14 protein-coding genes and 1 tRNA gene are annotated in these 16,941 nt (G+C 49.3%); 2 read left to right on the forward strand and 13 right to left on the reverse strand.

Annotated elements, in window-relative coordinates; translation table 11 throughout:
• Positions 1–97: 97 nt before the first annotated feature.
• Positions 98–799: a hypothetical protein gene (locus ACMAY6_RS08140; RefSeq protein ID WP_435210865.1), complete on the reverse strand. Its 702-nt coding sequence runs from the start codon at positions 797–799 to the stop codon at positions 98–100.
• Positions 800–1,157: 358 nt separating this feature from the next.
• Between ACMAY6_RS08140 and ACMAY6_RS08145 the strand changes: the two genes are divergently transcribed.
• A tRNA-Ser gene (locus ACMAY6_RS08145) sits at positions 1,158–1,245 on the forward strand.
• 312 nt (positions 1,246–1,557) lie between these two features.
• Here the strand turns inward: ACMAY6_RS08145 and ACMAY6_RS08150 are convergent.
• The gene (locus ACMAY6_RS08150) at positions 1,558–3,906 is read right to left on the reverse strand and encodes a TonB-dependent receptor (protein WP_435210867.1); all 2,349 of its coding nucleotides are present in this window, start codon (positions 3,904–3,906) and stop codon (positions 1,558–1,560) included.
• A 119-nt stretch (positions 3,907–4,025) separates the two neighbouring features.
• On the opposite strand from ACMAY6_RS08150, the gene ACMAY6_RS08155 reads away from it, so the two are divergent.
• Complete coding sequence (locus ACMAY6_RS08155; protein WP_435210868.1) at positions 4,026–4,517, forward strand: hypothetical protein; 492 nt, start codon at positions 4,026–4,028, stop codon at positions 4,515–4,517.
• A gap of 15 nt (positions 4,518–4,532) precedes the next feature.
• On the opposite strand, the gene ACMAY6_RS08160 is transcribed toward ACMAY6_RS08155, so the two are convergent.
• From ACMAY6_RS08160 to ACMAY6_RS08210, 11 genes are all read right to left on the reverse strand, one after another.
• Positions 4,533–5,003, reverse strand: coding sequence for a hypothetical protein (locus ACMAY6_RS08160; protein WP_435210870.1), 471 nt, complete (start codon positions 5,001–5,003; stop codon positions 4,533–4,535).
• A 112-nt stretch (positions 5,004–5,115) separates the two neighbouring features.
• Positions 5,116–7,425, reverse strand: a complete 2,310-nt coding sequence (locus ACMAY6_RS08165; RefSeq protein WP_435210871.1) for a tetratricopeptide repeat protein — start codon at positions 7,423–7,425, stop codon at positions 5,116–5,118.
• Positions 7,422–8,231, reverse strand: a complete 810-nt coding sequence (locus tag ACMAY6_RS08170) for a SagB/ThcOx family dehydrogenase (RefSeq protein ID WP_435210873.1) — start codon at positions 8,229–8,231, stop codon at positions 7,422–7,424. The genes ACMAY6_RS08165 and ACMAY6_RS08170 overlap by 4 nt, the downstream gene beginning before the upstream one ends.
• Positions 8,232–8,257: 26 nt before the next feature.
• A complete protein-coding gene (locus ACMAY6_RS08175; protein WP_435210874.1) occupies positions 8,258–9,574 on the reverse strand; it encodes a YcaO-like family protein in 1,317 nt (438 codons plus the stop codon).
• A complete protein-coding gene (locus ACMAY6_RS08180; protein WP_435210876.1) occupies positions 9,571–10,653 on the reverse strand; it encodes a TOMM precursor leader peptide-binding protein in 1,083 nt (360 codons plus the stop codon). Before ACMAY6_RS08180 ends, ACMAY6_RS08175 begins: the two co-directional genes overlap by 4 nt.
• A 56-nt stretch (positions 10,654–10,709) precedes the next feature.
• Positions 10,710–12,065: a B12-binding domain-containing radical SAM protein gene (locus ACMAY6_RS08185; RefSeq protein WP_435210878.1), complete on the reverse strand. Its 1,356-nt coding sequence runs from the start codon at positions 12,063–12,065 to the stop codon at positions 10,710–10,712.
• Between the two features lie 178 nt (positions 12,066–12,243).
• Complete coding sequence (locus ACMAY6_RS08190; protein WP_435210880.1) at positions 12,244–12,432, reverse strand: hypothetical protein; 189 nt, start codon at positions 12,430–12,432, stop codon at positions 12,244–12,246.
• Between the two features lie 35 nt (positions 12,433–12,467).
• Complete coding sequence (locus ACMAY6_RS08195; protein ID WP_435210881.1) at positions 12,468–12,941, reverse strand: twin-arginine translocation signal domain-containing protein; 474 nt, start codon at positions 12,939–12,941, stop codon at positions 12,468–12,470.
• 95 nt (positions 12,942–13,036) lie between these two features.
• Complete coding sequence (locus ACMAY6_RS08200; protein WP_435210883.1) at positions 13,037–13,516, reverse strand: twin-arginine translocation signal domain-containing protein; 480 nt, start codon at positions 13,514–13,516, stop codon at positions 13,037–13,039.
• Between the two features lie 818 nt (positions 13,517–14,334).
• Positions 14,335–15,300, reverse strand: a complete 966-nt coding sequence (locus tag ACMAY6_RS08205; RefSeq protein ID WP_435210885.1) for a CsgG/HfaB family protein — start codon at positions 15,298–15,300, stop codon at positions 14,335–14,337.
• 378 nt (positions 15,301–15,678) lie between these two features.
• Positions 15,679–16,593 carry a sensor histidine kinase gene (locus ACMAY6_RS08210; protein WP_435210886.1) on the reverse strand — a complete coding sequence of 305 codons (915 nt, stop codon included), beginning with the start codon at positions 16,591–16,593 and terminating at the stop codon, positions 15,679–15,681.
• Between the last annotated feature and the right edge of the window lie 348 nt (positions 16,594–16,941).

The raw sequence follows: 16,941 nt of genomic DNA on the forward strand, positions 1-16,941 counted from the left end.
GTGATGACTCCTATTAGTGGGTGCTCCAAGTTGCAAGCCTGCGCACTGCTTAATCATGAATAAAATCAGGCAGCCAGACAGGCCCACAGTCGTTAAGTTAGTTGGCCGTGTAAACCTGCACACAGTCCTCAAAAGTATCTAATTCGAGGGATTCGATGGTGGCTAACATTTCACCATACGGTTCAAGCGCCCACGCCTTGCGTTGCAAAAAGTCATTAACCATCATTCCTGCCACTTCAGGCTCCACGGCAAATATCCGCACATCCAACAAGTTTGCTTTTTGGTGGCCATTACCCATGGGTTGAAAAATCCCAACCTCTACCTTGTGCCCATTGTCTTGCATTGCCTTCTCAAGTTTCGTGGCGGCGGCGATGTACGCAGACGCATCATTCACAACAATCTGATAACGGCGTTCAAAACCCGATGGCAGTGTGAAAGGCTTGAGCACCGCGTAGAATTCTGCGGATACCACCGACGAGATAGCCTCCAGTTCGGCATTGCGTGGGGTTTGTGAAAACTTGGTGGCAGCTTTAAAAGCCGAACTCGCGTCATTGTAAAAACTAAAGGCAAAAGCTTGCCCAGGGTAACGATGTCCGCTGACCGTGGTGCATGTGCCACCAGATTCAGCACCGAGAGCCTCAAAAATTCCCGGGTTATCTTTTAAATATTGTCTATATGCAGCGGGATTCGAAGTCTCGACGTTTACGACGCTCACAACCGGCGTCATTGCGTTATCGGCATAAGAAAAACTCGCGATAAAAAGACCCAGCAACAGCAATAAGGATGAACAAAGTTTCATGGTCTACTCCCAGCGAATGCGTTTTTGTTTGAGCGAGCAATGAACAAGGCCACCGCGCGCATTTCAAAGTTCACTACTGAGTCTCTGTAAATTCAGTAGGGATTGGAAGCCAACGGCGAAAAAGCACTACAAAAACGTCCAAGCATTGTGAGGCAAGTCGCAAATCCACCTCGAAAACCTGCGAGTTGTTTTGCAGTTAAACGGAGAAAAGTCTGGTTTGTTGCCCTAGAAGCGTCGCTTTGGCGCGACGGAATACCCCTAGATTTACGTTTTTATGCAAGTAATCGTCACATCAGCTTGATGCCAACGTCCTGATCGCTATAATGCGCGCTCCTTTGGACATTCAGTTCAAAGATCTGGTGGGCTGGCTGAGTGGTCGAAAGCGGCGGTCTTGAAAACCGTTGAGGAGTGATCCTCCGTAGGTTCGAATCCTACGCCCACCGCCATTTATCTATCAAAGCACCCCCGCTACAGACATAGCTGTTTTCTTTGTTTATTTCCACGCGAGCTGCGCGAGTAGTTAAGATTTTCGCGTAGGCAATGTACTCGGGCACAGCAAACAAATTTCTGGCCTCTGCATTAAGAGGCTACCGGAGCTTACCCAAGTTGGCCACGTGACACCCTCCCCCCCCTCAAGCTCTTTAGGTGGCTTTCTGCGCGTCACAAGGTTAGCTCAGAGGTCTTAGCTCCTCCTGACTTCCCTGTAGCTCAGGCACCTTGTAGTGGTTAACAGGAAGCGGACAGCCTGGATAAGTTGTTCAAAATTTAACTGTTAAACGGACTACATATTGCCTACCCAGAGCTGACGTAATTACCTGATCAAACTGTGACAGCGGGTAGGTAGGAGCATAGCATTCCCCGGGGCAGGCAAACGGTCTTGCCATACCACTCATACCGTAAAGTTCATCGGATAAGTTTAGCCCCAACACGCTTAGCTCGTAGTTATCATCAGGAGAGGCAAATGCAACAAAAGCATCATAGAGAATAAATGACTGCTGCTGGGGCGCTCCTCGAATATCGTCAAGTGGGTAGCTATCATGATATCGGGCATGAACACCTGTTCTGAACTGCCAGCCACCCTGAAGGTCAAACTGGTAGTCTGCTTGCAAATCTGCCGTGTTCTGAGGCGCTCTAGATACCCGATCGCCCTTCAGGCTATCACCCTCTACATTGGTAAACTCACTTGAGAATTTTATATCGACGTACGCAAGATTAGCTTGTAATCCAAAGCTACCGCTCCTATCTCGCCACATCAGGTCAACTGCAAAGCCCTCTGAAGTCGCCTCTACACCCTCGGGAGTCACGTACTGCAAATTATTCGAGTTGAACTGTTGCAACTGAATATCATCATACTCAAGGAAATGTGCTGTTACTGCCAATTGAAAATTCAAACGACTATGCCAACGGGCTCCAAATTCAAATCCCTCGGCGGTTTCATTATCGAAAATAAACGCATCAGGACTTAACTGGTCAAAACCGGGATAAGGCATCTTGCTGGTATCGATACCACCAGACTTATACCCGCTGCGAAACGCTCCATACAACTTAAGCCCGATCTGCGGAGTCCAAGTTAGTACCACCTCAGGAGTTAACTGGTCTCCGGCGAAGTCGAGGCCCTTTTGCAGGGTCGTCCCTTGCAAGGGGAAGTCATCAGCCTGCAACCATGCGTTTATATAGGGTATGGTAATACGAGAAGATCGTTGATCTTCTGAATAACGAAGACCCGCATTGAGATGCAAGTTTTTGCTCATATCCCAACCCAGCCTAGCGTAAACCGACCAGTGCTGATTCTTGCTAAATTGCCAACGATCCCAATCGTAAGCGTTGCCAGTATAAAGGTCAGCGGCGCTAAGCCCATAACTCATTGGATTCTGGCCAGCCAAATAGTCTTGACGAGTATCTTGATAAATAGCCCCGGCAATAATGTTCAAACCTTGTGTGGCATGAGTCATTATCCGTAACTCCTGAGACCATCCAGTGGTTTCATTGGTGTATTGCGCCGACCCAAATCCCATAGCGTAGTCGTAGACGTCCATCGAATCGGATTTTAGCGCCCCATAAGCTGAGATTGCTTGCACTGAGAATTCATCATTCAAAAACCAATCTAGCTGCAAAGATACGAGCGCTGCTTCTTGCTCTTCATAGGGAACGCCATTGTTCCAAAGTGGCCAGGTGGAATAATCTGGATCGGGTAGTAAAACCTGATTATCTGGGAATGCTATGGTCCCATCAGCGCGACATGACCACGTTGGAGGCGGGGTCCCAAAGGACCCTTCCGAAGACACGCGGGTAGTTTGAAGTTCTCCATCTGGACAACGCATTTGAGCCATCCAGTTCGGACCGTCATTTTCACTCCATGACCCGGAAACCTTAAGCTTGGCACGGAAGTCCGAATTAGGATTCCACAGCAGCGTCAAACGGGCATCCACAGACTCCCTGCCACGAAAATCAACGGTTGAACTTGGGGCACCCACCACATTCTGGCGAAGCTCATTATCTTCTCGTGCAGATACCGCTAAACGCGCTCCAAACTTTGAGCCTATTGGCACAGAGAGCATTCCTTGGAGCATAGCCCCATGGTGCTCGGGAAGATAACTGGCGCTGAGTTTGGCCTCAAACTCTTCACCGGGGTCGTTGCTAGTGACGATTAAAGCCCCCCCAGTGGCCCCTCGGCCATAAGTTAGGCCTTGGGGACCGGACAGCACCTCTATGGTGCTGATATCTGCTTGACCCGCCTGCAATATACCGGCAGGCAATAACGAAACCCCATCGATGATGATAGGAACCGACGCGTCGAAAGCTGCACTCAAAGGACTGGCGCCCACACCCCGCAAATACAAGCCGGCGCCGGCTCCTCCGCCTGCCACGAAAGTTTGTAGCGAAGGTATCAGTCGCCCTAGGTCAGTGAGGGCGTAGAAGTTTCTGTCCCCCAATTCCCTTTCTTTTAATGTGATCGACTGCTTTACGACTACGACTTCTTTCAACGCCACGCCAGCACCGGAATCGGGGAATTGCGCGGCTGAGCTAGAAAACGGGGATATTAAGACACACCCTAGGAGCAAACCCATGGTCAAACGCGCCGAGGAGCAGGGAACTTTCCAACCCATATCTCTTTGCTCTAAAGTTACATGTCTAAGAGTACAATATGCTAGATTACTTTCAGACTCAATCAATACTGTCCGACGCCGTTTTGATCACATGTAGTCATCATAGCCGTGGGGGTTATATGAAACTTATCTTGATGATATTCACCGCCGTAGTGCTGCTTCCCATTCTCGGTTGTAGTTCTACGGAAGTGCTCGAAGGCTCAGAGGAACGACGCGTGGGAAGTTTCGCGTTAATTTCCTCGCCACTTGATTATCAACACCACGTTGTTAACACCGCTAAACCCTCTCATCAAATATGTCAGTCGCCCCCGAGCAATGGGTTTATTGGAGCATCAGATTCACTGGGTTTGAGTGCAAAGGGAGACAGTGCCTCGGCCTCTGACGCGGTAACCGATTCCATGAGTGCCAGAGGCGACGCGTCTTACATTGCGTCAGACTTGCTATATCGGGTTTGCGAGTTCATCCAGAATTCCAGTCTTTCTCAAAAAGAAGCAACACGGATTTTTGAAAACAGTGTTAAGCAAGTTGGCGCGATTGGGATTGCAGCGGCATCGAAACCTAGTAATAGTGACAGCGATGACGATGACGATGACGATGACAGCGACGACTAAAACTCTCGTCACGCCTTAATTGAGACACATCATAGTGTTTAAAAAGCAAGCAGCTTCATTAAATACCCACTCCGGCAACTGTGAACGCGCAGACAAATCGGTCAACCCGTAAATGCCCAAACTAAACGCAGCCACTGCGACCACTGGTGAAGAAAGTATAACGGGCAGGAACCTAGCAAAAGATAACAGCAGCGCGCTACCCGGCAGCGGCAGGACAGCGGTCCCCAACATGGTAAAGCAAGCTGAATAGCATACCTGTAGGATCTCTGTAACGGCCCCCTGATAAAATTGCGAGGCCAGCTGTGCCAGTGCCAATGCCAGACCACATAACAACAGCACCAACGATGCCGAGGTCACAAGAAGTGCGGCCACCCGCGCTTTCAATGAGATAATGAGGGTACTACCCCCCTTTTGCTCACCAAAGAACCACAATATTGCGAAACCGGGTTGAGTGGCTGTTGAAAGCAAGGTCACTAGTAAGGACAAGATCAAACCAACCTTTGGTTCACGCCCCCCCCCTCCAAAGGCTCTGACTGTAAATCTGTAACTGGCGTAAGCAAGTACCAGCGGGACAAGTGCAAAAAAGGGGCTCCAGAAGTTATTCAAACCTAAGTGTGATCACGCCTTGTGATTCCAAGCGACCTAGCTGATGACCAAGACCTCTTAGACCGGTCTCGTCCTGCTTTAATATCTGCTTTGCAATAGCATCCGCAATAGTCATAGCACCACCTTGAGACAGCGCCAGCACTAACCCAGGTCCCCAGCCACGCAATTCTAATGTTTCTCTGTAGCGTTTAAAGGATACCGAGGCTCCGGAGTCACCCGATGTTTTCACTACGCTGGCAATAGCGGGAGTAAGATTTAGCCAAATATTGCGGGATAACTTGTCAAGGTCCAACGCTTCGCCGCTACATTCCGCCGATACCGAATTTTTGATGCCATACTTGAGAGCCAGACAGGCAAATTCACTTGGTGCTTTCAGGTCTAACTCAACCACACTTGCGGGAGAGAACATAATAGACCCGGCAGGCAGGCTCCAACCGGGAAACGAAAAGGCTTCAAAAACTTGAATGGCAAGGCTGCGCAGACGTTTGTAAGCCGGTGAATCGTAGCTGGAATTCCCAAAATCTTCAGGAGACACAACCAAAGCTCCCAAGTGAGAACTCCGCACGATGGTGCAAGCCTCATTTCCCAATCCTAACCCGTGCTCTGAGTAATAAAATGGGGTCTCGCTCTCACCCTCTGTTATTGCGACCCCTACCTGACCAGCCGCGCCAGCCAACTTGTCACATAACGCTGCAGCAAAGAAATGAGGCATTTTGGAATCTACGGTATCACGCCGTCCCATCAGGGACATTAGGGTTCGCCAACCAATAGCTTCGGGAACAGGGTTGCACAAGAAGTGCATTGCTGCGCGCCATAGATAAACCAGACTCTCAGCATGGCGTTCTCGCCGGCTTTCTAAATCTCCTAAGGTTAGGTTGAAGTAAATGTGGTCGCTGTCCGTTTGCAAACCTTCGGTGGTGGCCAAAACCAATCTAATATGACTGAGGGCGTCGTCGTATTCACCATGTATCCGATATAGCCGTGCGAGATTAAAGTTGTTGATGTAGGTTAGATGCCAGTCCGGCTCGGGCAAAATTGCCAGCCGCTTGCTAATGTCGAGCTCAATTCTCATTGCCGCGTCCCAGTCACCATTGCGAAGCAGGGATAGCGCGTAAATATTCAGTAAATATAAATCAATAGCATTTGCGGCACTTTTGATCTCTCTATGCCCAGCCCGTGAAAAAGCATCAGCAGCCCCTGCTGGGTCTCCACTCAAAACGCGAGCCCAGCCCAAGGTGAAAAAGACATCTTGGCACAGTCGGGTGTCCCCTAATTGTTGATCTGGCTCTTCAAATGTTGCCGCCAGGTTGAATCTTTGAGCAGAGATGCGGAAGCTCTGCATTTCTACCGCCACAGCAAGGTACTCATCGTAAGAATGACGCTTGAGGTAAGCCGCAATCACTCCAAAAAAGTATTCTGCGGTGTCTAGTCCTCCCTCGCCGCATAACCGCCATGCTGAGGCCACTAATTCTGACAATGGCAGGCCTATATTGAGCCCGCGTTCAAGCTTAAACAGATCCAATCCAGCCAAGATGCTTACGTTATCTGGCAATAGCAGTGCGTGCTCGTACGCAAGACTCAGCTCTTCATCGCTTAGATCGGTAATGACACGTCGGTGTGCCGGCGCGATTAAATAGTGCCCACCCAGCAACGGCAAAAGTGCAACATTATCGAGGAGCCCCTCGGAAGCCAACTGCACCACCTGTTGCTGGTTTAGAACTCCCGGAAAAATAGCAAACAGCGGTGATATTTCGCCGCTGAGGTCAGTCGCGTCATCTTCAATTCCCGCTGAAGCCAATTTTATTTTCAATCCCTGAAACGCGTAACCGACGGCCAACCCCTCGCCGCACAGGAACGATAACTTTTCTGATTCAGCACTCAGGGCAGAGGCAAGAAAGTAAATAAACCAATTTTCCTCTTCGCATACCTGCTTACCCGAGACGGGTAATATAATGAGACACTGCGCATTTACCTCGCTGGCCGCAGCGGCAATCGACACAGCAAGGGCATGGGCTTTGGCAATCAAAGCGTCTCCACGTCCCTCTGCATCCACCCATGCTGCAACGCGCTCTGAAGGTGAACTTGACTGATTGACCGAGCGGCCAAAAATATTCGATGAGAGCTCCAGCTGCAGCTGACCTGCTAACTGGTGCGCCGCTGAAAAACCTTCCGAACTAACAGCAGACAAATCGGCCACTAAAAGCGTATCTTTAGAGAGCGCTGAAAGTAGCCCTTCAAATGAAACCTGCGCAAAACCTGTAAACAGAGGGGCTTCGATCAGCTCTCCTCGTTTCATATTCAAACAGAACCCTCTGAAATTTTTCTGCCCGCCGAAAAGGCATAGACAACCGACTGAGTGACGCCATCTAAATTTAGAAGTTTGTCTAGCTTGCGATCAAAATACCCCCCCATGCATAAATTACTGAGCCCCATATCAGTCGCGTAGAGACAAAAGTTTTGCGCCAAGTGGCCCGCTTCCATTAGCGTAAAACGGTAGCCTCGATTGCCGTACTTGAAGGTAGATCTCGAAAACATCCCGGTCAGCAATATAGTAATAGCGGCGTTGTAAATAACATCTTGCTGGACAAAGCAATCAGCGAGCTTCGCAGTCTGATCTCCCCTCACCATCCTGACCAAAGAATTTGATCTTGGGGAAAAATGATAAATGCCGGGGTCGAGATCAACACAGTTGTGGACATTGATATAGAGCTCCAAAGGGAATAACCCTCCACCAGACGGAACCGCCCGAAACGGCTGTAAAAATTCAGTGTCTTCGTTACTTCGCGTAATACAGTATCCCTGCAGTATTTTTGATAATTCTGCGAACGTGATTTCTGTCAGCGTCCACTCGCGCTCACTCACTCTTTGATTAATGAGTTGCTGTAGCACGCTACCCGGTTCATCAACATCCAATGCTGGAAGTGGAATTTGTTGTTTAGCGGTATATTCGAGAGAATCTGAAGTCTGCGCCATCCTAGATAAGACCTCATCAGGCGGAACAATGGGAGAATTCAGCTCAACCTTCGAATTGTCGTGAAACAATTCCCAAAGCTCACTGTCTTCGCTGCCTGACTCAAACTGACTAAGTTCGTAGATTCTTCGTTTCATAATGACCCGCCTAGGACAAACCTGTGTCAGGGAAATAAGTGGGGAACCGGATTATCGGCGCCGGGCTCAATCGCGGAATGACCACATCTCTGGGGGATGGAGAACAGTCTTGGACTGCGCCGCGCCCTGTTCTCGTGCCCGATGAAGAAGGGGTGCAACCCCGGCACTAAAGATCTTGTGACCACTAAACCCAGCTCCGCAATGTCGGGGGAAGTTAAATCGATCGACAATGGATCAAAACCATGTCGCTGCAATATATTTATCAGCTCTGCCACATCTTTCAGTGGATCGTTTTTACTCAGATTGGGGATGTCCTCAAAATCAATTTCATCTTCTGAGGCCGTGAGGAACTTAGCATGGGGCAGCATGCTGTACTCTCCCCACAAACGTAGATGATGAATTTGTTGATGAATATTGGTGAAGTCAGGCTCCACCTCGAAAGGTTCACCCCAATCTTGCACCTCTCGCATGTAGCGCCTGGTATGCACAAATTCCTCTAGCGACTTTTTGATTGCCTCAGAGGGGTCAAGTGAAGCAGAAGCGCCAACCACAATGGGAGGGTTGGGTTTTTGCAATGCAACACCAATGCTAAGAATAACTGGAACACCCAGCTCGGTGGCTGCGTTTACCAGCTCGATTCGATAGCCCGTTTTCTCTATCTCTCTTAAAAGCGTGTAATTGTCCTTATCTAGAGATTCTGCACGGATAATTGGCCAACTTAAACTTCCTTGCCATGTCAAAGAGAATGAATCCCGCTCTACAACCTCTAACAAACCACCAAGCGTTGCCTCAGCGTAGGAACAATGACAGGAGAGGCCGGTTGAAATTGGCTGCATAATTGGCAGCTCGCCATTTTCCGGGACGAAATAATAGGGCATCCACACTGACGCAGCCGGCACATGCACGGTACTGCCCCCAGTCAGGCTGAATGCTTCTGTCCAACGAATGGGCAAAGAGTTCGATGGCTCGTTAAAAACGAAATTGGGGTCTGCGTACTGGTCAGGCGAATAAAACTTAAAGTGATTTAAATCTATACAGGCGAAATCTGCTTCATCTGCGGATACAAAGGGCATCTCATCGCGATCGTAGAGCGCAGAAGAATAACGCTCAACAGCTTCGCCCACTGCTTTTGCAATAGCCATGCGCCGGCTTTGTGCGACACCACCATTATTTTTAAAATTGTCCTGAGCAGAAAAGGCGCTAGTATCCGAGGAGCTCGCGTAGTAGTGAAAAAATTGAGGAGCATCCGCTTCGGGTGGCAGTTCGTAGCAGCTAGTAATTATCCCAGTTCGGGCATCAACAATGCTATCCAGGCAGTTTAGTAATCTATTTAAGCTCGTCACTGTTGCTCCCTAGCCAATTTGGCACGAAACTCCTCCCGCTTAAGGTTGATCTCAGGACGCCATTGAGTGGGAGAGCACACCCGACATCGTGGAACTCTCAGCACATTATGAACTGACATCGTTGGCTTCATTGTTGAAACGTAAGTAACCGTAGAGGGTTCAACAAGAGCGATACCAGCCAGCAGCTTTAGTATTTGAGTCGCTGCAGCTCCCGAAACCAGCGCCATCATAGGGTCTACAAAACCTGCAAGACGAGCCTGACCCTCTTCTTCCATGGCCTCGCCAGCTCGAACGAGTTCTCGATACTCCAAATTTGCATTTTCTCGAGCCCTGAAACACTCGTAGCAAGCACCAGTATTTGGTCTTACCACTGGCCCAATTTCTGCTCTGAACCCGCGCATGGTCACTGGAAGAAAAATCATTTCCTTTTCGACTGCTAGTTCATTCCAAGCTCTGAAGGCCCTCGCGCCACCATAATCACTCCCAGCAACAAGCAGGACTTTTTCTGAGTTGACCACTAGATCGAGCCACTGCTCCTCGTCCGAAGCCGGAATAATTGGAGCACCTAGATCAATTTTTGCCGCCCCCTCCATATTGAAAAATCGGTGGTTCCTTAAACTGGGGTCGTCTAGCAAAGCGACGTTAGTAACACCCAGTCTCTGGAGCCTTTCTATAAGGTAAGTGGTCATGAAATTCACGCCAATAAGAAATACTGTCCACTCCGACAGCCCCTCGAGAACGCCGTCCTTCGTTTCCCGAAAGTGCCAATAGAAAATATCTTCCGGCGATTCATCGTCAGGTATCGCACCCTCCATATGATCATCCACTACAACAAAGCCTCGTGCTACCAACTGATCCAGAACAGTCGAAACATTGGCGCGATCGGGCTCACTAAATTCTTCGAGCAAAACCTCCCTGTCGGTTGACGCTGTTAGTAAATCAGCCACCGCACCTGCGATAAATTCAGCATCTGGCCCTGAAATCTGAAACCTAACACTGCCTCGTGACAACAAAACACCGTCACTCACAGGAATAATGTCGAAGGGCAATGCTCTCAAAAGCTCTATTTTCTCAACCATTGTTTATTGCCCTTGTAATTCGCAGCTTACACTGAGTTTTTAAATGCAAAGTCATGTTAAACAATCCCTGTAACGAGCCTAGATCGCTGCTGGTATAACGAATAGCTGCCGCTGAAAACGCTGCGCAGACCGCGATACTCTTCCATGAATTTCTTTTCCGTAAGCTTGGATGTTACGACCAGGTGTTGCAGATCCCAGTATCGCCAGTCAGGTCGGCCTTTATGAGGCCCTTCTGTTTGCCACTTGGTTATAGATTCGTACGAACTTTCGAAGTCATCGGTGCCTGGTAGAGGAGTCCAAATAGTAAATGACGGGTAATCCACTTCATTGCGATCAATGAACCGCTTCAACGTTTCAAAATCTTTTTCTTCGTATGATGGATTTACAATGAAACTGGCAAAAACTTTCAACCCCATTTCTCTAGCTGCAGCTAATGCCTGTTCAACCTGTCTAATGCTCAGCCGCTTCTCGTAGGTCTTCATCTCTTTCGCAGTAACACCCTCGATACCAAGAAATACTCGGCGTAAACCTGCCTTTACCCATAGTTCAAGCATTTCACGATTGCGTAGCAAAGTATCCACACGGCAGTAAGCGAAATACTCCTTCTCAACATTTTTCGCAATAAGCAACTCTGCGAGTGCTCGCATCCTTCTTGGGTTTACAAAAGGCTCATCGTCTACAAGAAAAATAAAGGGTTCTTCCACGGCCGCGATTTCTTTCGCCGTTTGCTCTAAGTCACGCCGATAATACTTGCCATCCATGATTTTCCATAAAGAGCAAAAGGTACAGCGATAAGGACAACCCACCGTCGTTCGCACCAGCGCAATGGGCTTCATCCAATCAATAAAATAACGGGCACGTTGGTGTGTATTAAGCATTCGATTTGGACACGGCAAAGTATCCAGTTCGATTTCAGGTTGCTTACCGCCAAAACCAAACTGACCTGAACGAGTTCTACTCCATACGCCTTGCAACTGCCCGCCGTCAGTCACAATCTCGTCCCGCTGATTTTTAACGGAGGCAATGACCGCCTTAAAGGGGGCACAACCCTCCCCCTCTACGATGAAATCTATGTTTTCGTCATGAAAGTCTATGGGCATTAGGGTTGCATGATGCCCGCCCACCACTGTGCTGGATGTTGGAAGTAAACATTTAACCTCAGCACAAATTTCTAGCATGCGGTGGACATGCATAGAGTAACCGGTGACAGCGACTAGATTAGGCTTGAAGGTCTCGAGCTCTTCTTTTAATGCAAGCGGCTCAAACCTCAAATCTAAAAGCTTTGTTTCGCAGCCCACCTCGCCGGCTGCGGCAGCCAAATAAGCAAGAGCAAGAGGCTCTGCAATAGCGCCTAGGTCTCCGTACCCGATAATCTCTGAATCAGAGTTCGGATAGACCAGCAAAACTCGCAAGAAAACCCTCCCAGGATTGGTGCTTCGTGAGCGAAGCGAACAGCACTAAGATTATCTCTACAACCACAGGCTTACTATCAGCCATTTTGTCGGCCGTCGCAAACATAAAACTTTTCAAAGCCTTGAGTGTGGTCTGGGACCGTATGTAAGGAGTAGTGAATAGACTAAGTTAACTTGGTCAGGGCTTGTTTTCGACGAACGCCGCGGCACCAAACCCAACCACCCAAGCGCCGAGGAGACTCATCGCTGCGAGCAAACACCAAAACTCATCTACTCCCAGCGACTTCAGTCCAAATCCCACCCCAAATACAGTTAAGGATGCTATACTTCCACGCGTATAAGACACAGTTTTGATTGCGTCCGACATTAGAAACTCCGTTTTTTAAGTTATGCCAGACCCTATCAAACAGTTCTATCCGAACGGGTCACAGCAGCTGCCGTCGAGCAGCAAGGACAGCAGCAGCAGCAAGCCTCTACGTTACCCGCTGTCGCGGCCGTAATGCCCATGCCGGCAGTGACTCCAGCCACCTTAAAGCCCTGATTTGCGGCATCCCGTAATGCATGCGCATCGAAAGCGTCTTCAATCGACTTAATATCATTGATGCTTACTTTCGGAGCAGTGCCTTTACTATGGCGATGGTACTGACGAATCTCCAAAAGCTGCCCCTTTGAAAGAGCACGCGCGTCCGAGGTTAACTTCTTCGCACTCTCAGCATCTAACATTTCGTGTACTTTGGTACCAAAGGGTGCTCGCTTTACCCCCTCTAGCGCATTTGCCTTACCCGCCATTAAAGCGGCGGCAGCTACAGTTCCTGCCGCTGCTCCAGTCATAAATTTTCGTCGATCGGAAACGTCGCTCTCCTTCTTCCCACTCATGATGCACTCCTCGCCACGGTTAGTAGCAGTCAGTTTTTCAGTACAACGCTAAGAACCCGCCCTCTTTGCGATGCCAAGAGTGCGGGCAGATCTGGTCATTTAGTTGCGTCTGGGGACGTAACAGCAGCCGCGGTAGAACAGCATGGGCAGCAACAGCAGCAAGCAGTTACGTTGCCAGCAGCGGCAGCAGAGATACCCATTCCTGCAGTCACTCCTGCAACCTTGAAGCCTTGGCTAGCAGCGTCGCGCAACGCATGAGAATCAAAGGCGTCTTCAATCGACTTTATGTCGTTAATACTCACTTTCGGCGCGGAGCCAACGCTGTGCCTATGATACTGGCGAATTTCTAGCAGCTGTCCTTTGGAAAGTTTTCTAGCATCAGCCGTCAATTTTTTTGCGCTGTCTGAGTCCAACATTTCATGTACTTTCGTGCCAAACGGAGCCCGCTTAACACCTTGAAGTGCACTTGCGTTGCTACTCATCAGCGCCGCTGCTGCTAACGTGCCCGCTGCTGCGCCCGTTACAAATTGGCGCCTACTCTCTGTTTTGCTTTCTTTTTTATTTTTATCGCTCATGCTGAGCCCTCAATATTGAATGCACCATTTATTGCTAAATTAAGGCAGTCCATGTTTTGTCTAAGTAATCTGTACCTATCAGATACACCCTTCCCTCTGAAGAGTCCAGCAATTACTGGCCAAAGTGGGATTTAAGTTCGTACGCTCAAGGGATGCTTAGCTCTCCAACGTTGAGCCCCCTACCCAATGGCACTACACCGACACACTGAAATACACCAAAATTCAGTATGGGCTTGAGTAAAAGTGAGAGTCGCAGTTTTTTTCCAAGAGAAAAACAATTTGTTAGGTGCGGCATTTTTAGAACAACATACTTTTTGCGCCAAAGCCTCTAAACGGCCCTAATCGACGAAAACGGCGCGCGCTTAGGAGATGTTATCTGCCAGCGTGGAAGCAAGCTCTGGAGCGTTAACTGGCTTGGTATGGATCGCTGATTCAAGCGCAATATCCACCTCCTAGACGCGGCAAAAATCTTGGTCGCTGAAAATCCACAGGTATGGGCCAGCAAGAATTTTTATCCTCGCCAGAGCTCGGCTCATAAGTGTGTAGATTGGGATTAAGGCTGAAATGGTTTGCATATGTTAAGCGGCCATCGAATAGCCCCGTCAGGCCACCGTGGGGCTAGGCGGCCAGGAAACGGATTACCCATGCCTCAAACTAAAAAAAAACTTCCAGGACTAATAATTAGTCCCACCGATGGGCAATACAGACTTGAAAAGCGCTGACGGTTTATCCCCTCCGTAGGTTCGAATCCTACGTCCACCGCCATTTTTACCGACTTGCCCTTCTCAACCCCCGCGATTTTGGCATCTCTGTCAAGATTACCTGAGCATCATGCCTTGAACCCAACCCTCGATATCCGCACCCTGCACGTATAGGAAGCCGTTACTCGACTCTCCTAGGTAAACTACTTCGTCTACTTTGTTGATAGTCTCGGTACTGTCAGAGGTTTTGTCCGGCCCTTTATAGACTTTCAAATTGTTGATTTTGGGCCTCAGCACATCACCGGCACTAAAAACCGTAGCTTTTAATGATGCGCTGGCATTTTCCTGCCCAATCGACGACGTTGGAGCCAACAGTGACGGGTTAACCCGGATGCTCTTCACTATTGTGTTGTAGTTGTCCAAAAGCGCACCGGCAACGAGCTTACCCTCATCGGTGCTTGTATAGGCCCCACCGCCTACCGCGCCAAGAAGCCCACCAAACGCCCAGTCAGTTTTTTTGTAAGTGCCTGTGCCCGAGGCCACCTGCAAGCTAGAGCGTACGTCGACAAGGGTAAGCGTCGTCTGCGCCTCCTGAAATTTCACACCGCCGGCCATAGCACCAACTAAAGAGCCAAGACCACCAAACAGCGAGCCCACGGCAGCCCCAACAGCCGCTCCGCCAGCATTGCTATCTTTAAACAACACATCAGGTGTCACAACGAAATCAGCAGTAACTAATTGTCCACCGCCCATGTTCGAGTTGTTTTGCAGCAAGCCGGATTCCGCAAGGACCCGCTCCTGCTGAATATTCTGCATCGCAACACCGCGCTCGACCACCTGAAAACAATTTGATGCTTGAACAAACTGTCGAAGCAATCCTGTTGGGGCGGGCAAAGAGTATTGGGTTAGTGCCATCAACACCCGCGTTTGTGGTTCCGCAATAGCAAGCGTGCCTTTGGGCTCAGAGCATGTTTCAACAATTGGCTCGTCTTCCTCGCCCGTAATGTTGGCAAGTTCGGCCTGCGCAATTCCCACCTGTAACAAGATCGCGATCAGGCACAACGCGTGAGTTAGAGTTTTCATCACAGTACACCCACTTTTTGGTTTCCATACTAGAGTACCGATGTATTAGATCATAGCCCCCGAAAAGATGTAGCTCGAGTCGCAATGTACAAGAACACTGTTCCGATTCGGCAAGCGCTATTCCCAATACCATAGGCGCCCACTTACGAGCAAAGCCCGCGGCGCACAAGCTAAGGTAAAACCTGCAGCCTCGAGGGGCGATACCCTGCAGGCTGGTAATGTAGCCAACTCATTAGGGTGTGCCTTAACCACACCTTTTAGAAGCGCAGCGTACCGAGGCAACACAAAGTGTGAACCTGCTAATGAACGTCAAGGCCCAGAAACGCCCGGGGTTAAGAGCTCGCGCTATAACCGTTCCGAGAGATTCTGGGCTCCTTGTTAAGTCTGTGCGTTCGCAGGGATGCGAATCGTAAATAGAGCACCCGCGCTCGTATTGCACACGTCGATGGTCCCTCCCGCAGTCTCAATAAAGTTTTTCGAAAGTGAAAGACCTATGCCTGTTCCTTCACCCGCTGGTTTCGTTGTGAAGAAGGAATCAAAGATTTTTACGAGAGCCTGTGGCGGGATGCCTCCTGCACTATCCTCAAATTTTATGACGATCGAGCCATCATAGTAAGCTTCAACTTTTATCCATAATGACGGCTGGCTAGAGCCTAACAGCGCGTCCCTAGCATTTGTTGTCAAATTGAGCATCACCTGCTCGAGCTTTCCTGGGTGGATCGCTGCAGTCGGCAGCGCGTCTTCAATCATAGCGCTGAATTCAATGTTCGCTGCCTTCAATTGAGGCCCTATTAATTCGAAGCTATCGTGAATAACCGTTTCTACGCTGGCGGACAGATTTGATTCGCTATCGACGCGTGATGACTTCCTGATAAGCGCGCAGATTTCTGTAACACGGTCTATTTGCCTGACAATCTTATCGAGCTTGGCAGGTAGCTGCTCAAGTGTGCGCTCGGCATCCGCCGGGGACCGGCGTTGCAATCCTTGCGCCACGAGTTTAACCGCTGAGAGTGGTTGGTTAATCTCATGCACAATACTCGCCGTCATTTCGCCCAAAAGGGCTAACTTAGATGCGTGTTCCAATTTTTCTTGCTCTAGCGCCGCGGCTCGGTCGTTTATTTTTTGCACCCAAATGGTTGCTATTGGTGCAATGATGAGCGGAATTATTAGTCCGGGCACTAGGGGTAGTCTCCCCCCTACCCCATCCAGCAGGAACGTGACGAATGCTTGGGTCAATACCAGACTCACCAGAACTGATATCGTTGTTATTATGACGACTCTTTTAGTTAGCATTTAACACCTGTGCAATCCTCAAACCTCGCTTCGAGCTAGTGAGCGCGTTGTCTGCCACCTCTAAATATGTAGAGCAAAGCCTACCTTCTAGTTCAAAAATTACACCCCATTGAGCGCACGCACAACAGGCGGGGCATTTTTGAGGCGTAAATGTACTTACCCTGCTCCGAGGCGAAGAACGCTTGCCGCGTTTCAGGAGTCAATGTCCAGCCTGATTGGTTAAAACCAAAATGACGCTGCTCCAGCTCCAATGACTTAATGTTGTTGCAGCATTGCCGGAGAGACGCCCCGGCGTTTAGTAAGTTGCCAGATTGAGCTATTCGCGCGCATAAAATTCTCGAGCCTTGT

Source organism: Luminiphilus sp. nBUS_16, from assembly GCF_051201645.1.
GTDB lineage: Bacteria > Pseudomonadota > Gammaproteobacteria > Pseudomonadales > Halieaceae > Luminiphilus.